Below are 5,100 nucleotides of genomic sequence, written 5' to 3'. Positions count from 1 at the left end.
AGGTCGCCGGACTCACCGCCGCCGTCAGACAGGTGCGGGAGTTCCAGCGGGCGGTGGTGGGGGCTACCTCCGCCGCCCGCGCGGCCAGCGCGGGCATGGGGGCGGAGTTCAGGGGGGCAGGCTACGCCGCCCGCTCCCTCTCCCTGGCCCTGGCAGGGGTGGGGGCGGCCCGTGGAGGGTTCGCGGCCCTCGCCTCCGGGGCGGCCAGGGCCCGGGCGGAGATGGCCGCCCTCTCCTCCAGCGTTTTCAACCTCCGCAACCTCCTCATCACCGGGGCGGCGGGGTACGGGGCCAAGCTCGTCATAGACGCGGTTTCGTTTAAGGAGAACACCCTCATCGCCTTCCAGACCCTCCTAGGCAGCCGCGAGGAGGCGGAGCGGATGATGCGGGAGGCGGTCAGGTTCGCCGCCGGCACCCCCTTTGAGACCCGGGACGTCATTGACGCGTACCAGCGTTTGCTGACCGACCGCTTCAAGCCGGCGGAAATCCCGGTGGTGCTCAAGGCCGTGGGCGACCTGGCCGCTCTGAAGGGGTTCAGTAAGGAGATCATTGACCGAGCGCTCCGCGCCATCGGGCAAATCCGGGCCAAACAGCGGTTGCAGGGCGAGGAGCTAGATCAGCTGGCCGAAGCCGGGGTGTCTCGCGGCAAGGTCTACGAGGTGATCGCGAAAAGGATCGGGAGGACGACCGATGAGGTGCGCAAACTGCAGGAAGCGGGGCGCATCTCGGCTGACCTGGGCGTCGTGGCGGTCCTGGAAACCATACGCGATACCATTTCTGGCGGGCAGCTGGGGAAGCTCATGGACCTCACGAGCCGGTCCATCTCCGGGCTGTGGTCCACGCTCCGCTCCCGGCCCACGGAGCTCCTAATGGACATCAACGTTGACCCCGTGCGCAACGTGTTGGCTAACCTGGTAGCCCTCACCGACCCCGACACCCCTAGCCGCACGGGGCAGCGGTTAAAGGCCATGCTGGAGCGCTACATCGGCGGGGCGTTTAGGGGCGTGTTTGGTAGCCTCGCCGACGCCACCGACCCCTCGAGGGCCGAAGCCAACCTGAACCGCTTCCTGGACAGCGTGGAGCGCACGATTGCCCAGGTGAGCCTGGCGTGGCAGCGCATCCGCCCCGCCATCGTGGAGACGTGGCGCGGGGTCATGGACGGCATCCGAGCCGCTCAAAGCGTGGCCCAAACCGTGGCCCCCGTTCTAAACGCCGTGGCCCAAGCGCTCGGAGGCACTGCGGGCGGCATGGAGGCTTCCACCGCTTCTGGCTTCCGGCTCATCGGCATGGGCATCGCCTTGGCCGGAGCGTGGCGGCTTCTCAACCTCCTCACCCTGGGCATGGCGGGAAGCGTGGTGCGCTGGGGTGGGCTATCGGTGCTGTGGTTTGGCCGTGTGGCGTTGGCCGCCATGCGCTACGCCGTGGCCCACCGAGCCGCCATGATGGCCGCGGCTTCCAGCATGGGCCCCATGCTGGCCCGCTTGGGCATGGGGGCGCTAACCATCCTCCGGCTGGCCACCCCCTGGGGGCTGGTGGCTACGGCGGCGGCGTTTGCCGTGGGCTACATCATCCGCAACTGGGACAGCATCAAGGCGTTTTTCGGCAAGCTGTGGGGCACGCTGGCTTCGCAAGTGAGGTCCGCATGGACTGGGTTTGTGAACGTTGCTCTAGGTGCTGGGCGAGCGGTATGGGAGTGGTTCCGCTCCTTGCCGGAGCGTATCGTAGGGGCTGTTCGTGACGTTGGGGCTCGTTTTGTGGAGGGGTTGAAGTCGGTGGTGCGCTCTGTGCCAGGCGGTGACCTGATCCTGAAGGGGCTGGAAGTGGCGGGAAGTGCGGTCCGCCAGACCTACGAGTGGGGGAAGCGCATTGCCGGTGCCATCGGCCAAGGTGCCCGGGATGCGCTGGGTATCCGTTCCCCGAGCCGGGAGTTCTACCGCATCGGTCTGGCGGCGGTGGCCGGGCTTGGGATTGGTCTAGGGCAAACGGAGCCGGTGGAGCAGTCCATGGCGCGGCTTATGCGGGTTGTGCAAGCCCCGCAGGTTCAGGTCCCCCAGGTTCAGGTTCCACCCTTTCAGGTGCAAGCTCCTTGGAAGGGCAGCGCTGCCCCAACAACCGTGCACATCCACATCAATGGCGCCAACGACCCTCGGGCCATCGCTCGGGAGGTGGTGGAAGCGCTGGACGACTGGAGCGCTGGGCGCATCGTGGTGCGTGGGCTGGAGCTCCTGGCTTCGGAGGTGGGGCATGACGCATGACGAGATCGTGCTGGTGGGGGCTAAGCGCGTGCGCATCGCCCCTGACCCCCGAGCAGACATCGTGGGCCAGGTGCGGGTGCGGGTGCGAGGTGGAGGACTCGTGGAGTCCACCGTTGAGGTGCCGGGCCAGGACGGCGTGGTGAGCACCAAGTTGGGGTACGCCCCCGCTGAGGTTCAGGTGGAAGTGCGGGTGGCCGATTTCCGGCAGTTGGACCGCTTGCGCCAGTTCGCCGATGTGTATCGCAACCGTCGGGGGGCAGAGCGCCACGCCCCCGTGCAGCTTGTGCACCCCGCCACGCACCGCTGGGGCATCAAGGAGGCGTACCTGGTGGACATTGAGGAAGAACCCTTGGACTGGCGGGAGGGCTATCGGCTGCGGCTCACCTTCCGGGAGTGGTGGCCCGAGACCAAGACCAAAGCGGCCAAAAAGCAGCAGTCTGGAGAGTCTAGCGGAAGCTCCAGTGGGCCCATCGGCCAAGGGGCTAGCGTGCTGGAGCTGGAGCGCCCCTCCGCATCCCCCCCAACCCCCAGGAGGTAGCCGTGGCGGCGTTCACCCTCGGCCCAGAACCCATCGCCCGCGGGGAGGTGGTCTGGCCCCGCGTTGGGCGGCCCCACGCCACCCTGCTCCTGGGGGTACCCCACGAGGAGGTGCGGGTGCATGAAGGGGAGCAGCATCCCCTCGCCCTGCGGGGGGAGGACCGCACCCTAACCCTGGTCGGTACGGTGATGCGGCTGGAGCACACCCCAGATGGGTGGCCCCTGGTGCGGTGGGTGGGGGGCAAGGGGAAGTTGAACACCTCCCTGCGCCCCCGGCACTACCGCAACGTGCCCGCTAGGGTCGTGCTGGGGGACGCCATCCGGGATGGGGGGGAGGAACCCGGCCAGTTGGATGCCCCCCAGCTGCTACCAGTTTGGGTGCGTTTGGGTGAACCACTTCGGGTGGCCCTGCAGCGCCTCTGCACAGCGCTGGGACTGGGTTGGAGAGTGACGCCAGATGGAAAGGTGGATGTGGGCCCAAGCGAGTGGCGCCAGGGGGGCGTGGCCCTGGCCGCTCAGTCCCGCATCCCCGGGATGTGGATGTTGCCCCTGGACCTCGAGGTGGAGCCCGGCCAGGAGGTGGCCCTCCGGCTGGGGGGGAAGGAGGAGCGGGTGCGGGTGGAGCGGGTGGTGCACCGCATCGGGCGGGAGCTCGTCACGGAGGTGTGGCGTGCGTGAGCGAGCACAGAAGGCCATCAGAGCCCTGGTCGCCCCTGGGCCGGACCCCTTGGCCCTGTACCCGGCCACGGTGCTCCAGGACCACGGAGACATGCACCTGGACGTGCGTCCCGATGCTCCGCACCTGCCGGTCATGGTGCGGGTGCCCCTGCGGCTGTTTTTGCCGGGGGCGTACGTGCGGGTGAAGCCGGAAAGCCGGGTACTGCTGGGGTTCGAGGGGGGTGACCTGCAGCGCCCTGCCGCCTACCTGTGGCAGACGGGGAGCTTGGCGGTGGTGGAGGTGCGCACGGAAGGAGGGCGGGTGGTGCGGCTGGACGACGAGCAGGGGCGCACCCGGGTGGTGGACCCAGCTCTGGTGGAGATCGACGCTCCCCTCATCCGGCTGGCCGGTGGCGGCCCCCCCGTGGCCCGGGTGGGGGACCTGGTGCAGGTGGGAGCCGCTGTGGGGCAGATCATCAGCGGTAGCGGGAAGGTGTTTTCCGGATGAACCTCGGCACAGACATAGGAGCTATCCCCGACCTCACATGGCAGGTGCGCGAAGGATTCGCCAACCTGAGAGAAGCCCTTTTGCGGCGGCTCATCACGCCCAGAGGGGCGCTATGGTACGCCCCCAACTATGGGCTGGACCTGCGCCAGTACGTGAACGAGGCTCTGACCCCGGAGGTGCTGGAGGAGGTGCGCATCCTGGTGGAGCAGGAGTGCGAGAAGGACTCCCGGGTGCTGCTGGCCCAAGCGGAGGTGCACCCGGAACCCCCAAACCGGTTGGTGGTGCGGGTGCGGGCGGAAACCGATGCGGGATCCGTGGAACTGGTGGCCCGGGTGGATCGGGTGCGGCTGGAGGTGCTCAATGCCTACCCTGGATGAGCTCTTGACCCCCAAAGGGCGGGACGAGCTCCGGCAGATGCTCCTGGACGAGCTCGCCCGCCAGGGCTTCCCCCTCACCGACTTCGTGCCCGGGAGCGTGGCCCGGCACGTGGCGGTGGAAACCCCAGCCCTAGGGCTGGAGGACCTCTGGCGCACTATCGCCCAGATTGCCCGGGGGGGCTACCTCTCCACGGCACAGGGGCCATGGCTAGATCTGTTGGCAGAGGAGTTTTTCGCCCTGGAACGGAAGCGGGCCACGTTTGCCCGCGGGCGGGTGCGGCTGACGGCAAGCCCCGGTTTTGGCCCCTACAACATCCAGCCCGGCGACCTGTGGCTAGGTACCGCAGATGGGCTGCTTTACCAAAACACCACCGGAGGGCTGCTCCAATCGGGAGGTCAGCTGGACGTGGAGGTGCAAGCGGAAAGTCCCGGTTCCCGGTACAACGTGCCCGCTGGAGCCATTTCCATCCTGCACACCCCCCTGCCGGGAGTGAGCGCCACGAACCCGCCCGACTGGCTCCTGGAGGCGGGGCGGGACGAAGAGACCGATGAGGAGCTCAGGGCCCGCTGCCGAGCCCGCTGGGCGGAGCTGGGGGGTGGGGCTACCCGCCACACCTACGAGTTCTGGGCCCTCACCGCCCATCCTGCGGTAACGAAGGTGCGGGTGCTGGATGACCACCCTCGAGGGCAGGGCACGGTGGACGTGGTGGTCTGGGGCGAGGGTGGCCTAGGAGCCGACGTGGTGGCCCAGGTGGACGCCTACATC

6 protein-coding genes are annotated in these 5,100 nt (G+C 68.4%); all 6 read left to right on the top strand.

Going from position 1 to position 5,100, the window contains the following annotated elements; all coding sequences use genetic code 11:
* Positions 1-2,255, top strand: a 2,255-nt coding sequence (locus QN206_12540; protein ID MDR7615634.1) for a tape measure protein, incomplete at its 5' end; no start/stop codon positions are given.
* Positions 2,245-2,793, top strand: coding sequence for a hypothetical protein (locus QN206_12535; GenBank protein MDR7615633.1), 549 nt, complete (start codon positions 2,245-2,247; stop codon positions 2,791-2,793). The genes QN206_12540 and QN206_12535, both read left to right, overlap by 11 nt.
* 2 nt (positions 2,794-2,795) lie before the next feature.
* Entirely contained in the window at positions 2,796-3,470 is a 675-nt protein-coding gene (locus QN206_12530) for a hypothetical protein (protein ID MDR7615632.1), read from the top strand.
* A complete protein-coding gene (locus QN206_12525) occupies positions 3,463-3,957 on the top strand; it encodes a hypothetical protein (GenBank protein MDR7615631.1) in 495 nt (164 codons plus the stop codon). Before QN206_12530 ends, QN206_12525 begins: the two co-directional genes overlap by 8 nt.
* Complete coding sequence (locus QN206_12520; protein ID MDR7615630.1) at positions 3,954-4,334, top strand: hypothetical protein; 381 nt, start codon at positions 3,954-3,956, stop codon at positions 4,332-4,334. The genes QN206_12525 and QN206_12520 overlap by 4 nt, the downstream gene beginning before the upstream one ends.
* Positions 4,318-5,100, top strand: a 783-nt coding sequence (locus tag QN206_12515; GenBank protein MDR7615629.1) for a baseplate J/gp47 family protein, incomplete at its 3' end; no start/stop codon positions are given. The genes QN206_12520 and QN206_12515, both read left to right, overlap by 17 nt.

Source organism: Armatimonadota bacterium (genome assembly GCA_031460175.1).
In the GTDB taxonomy this organism is placed as follows: Bacteria; Sysuimicrobiota; Sysuimicrobiia; order Sysuimicrobiales; family Sysuimicrobiaceae; genus Sysuimicrobium; species Sysuimicrobium tengchongense.
The sequence above is the reverse complement of the archived record's forward strand: the minus strand, read 5'-3'. Positions and strand labels throughout refer to the sequence as shown.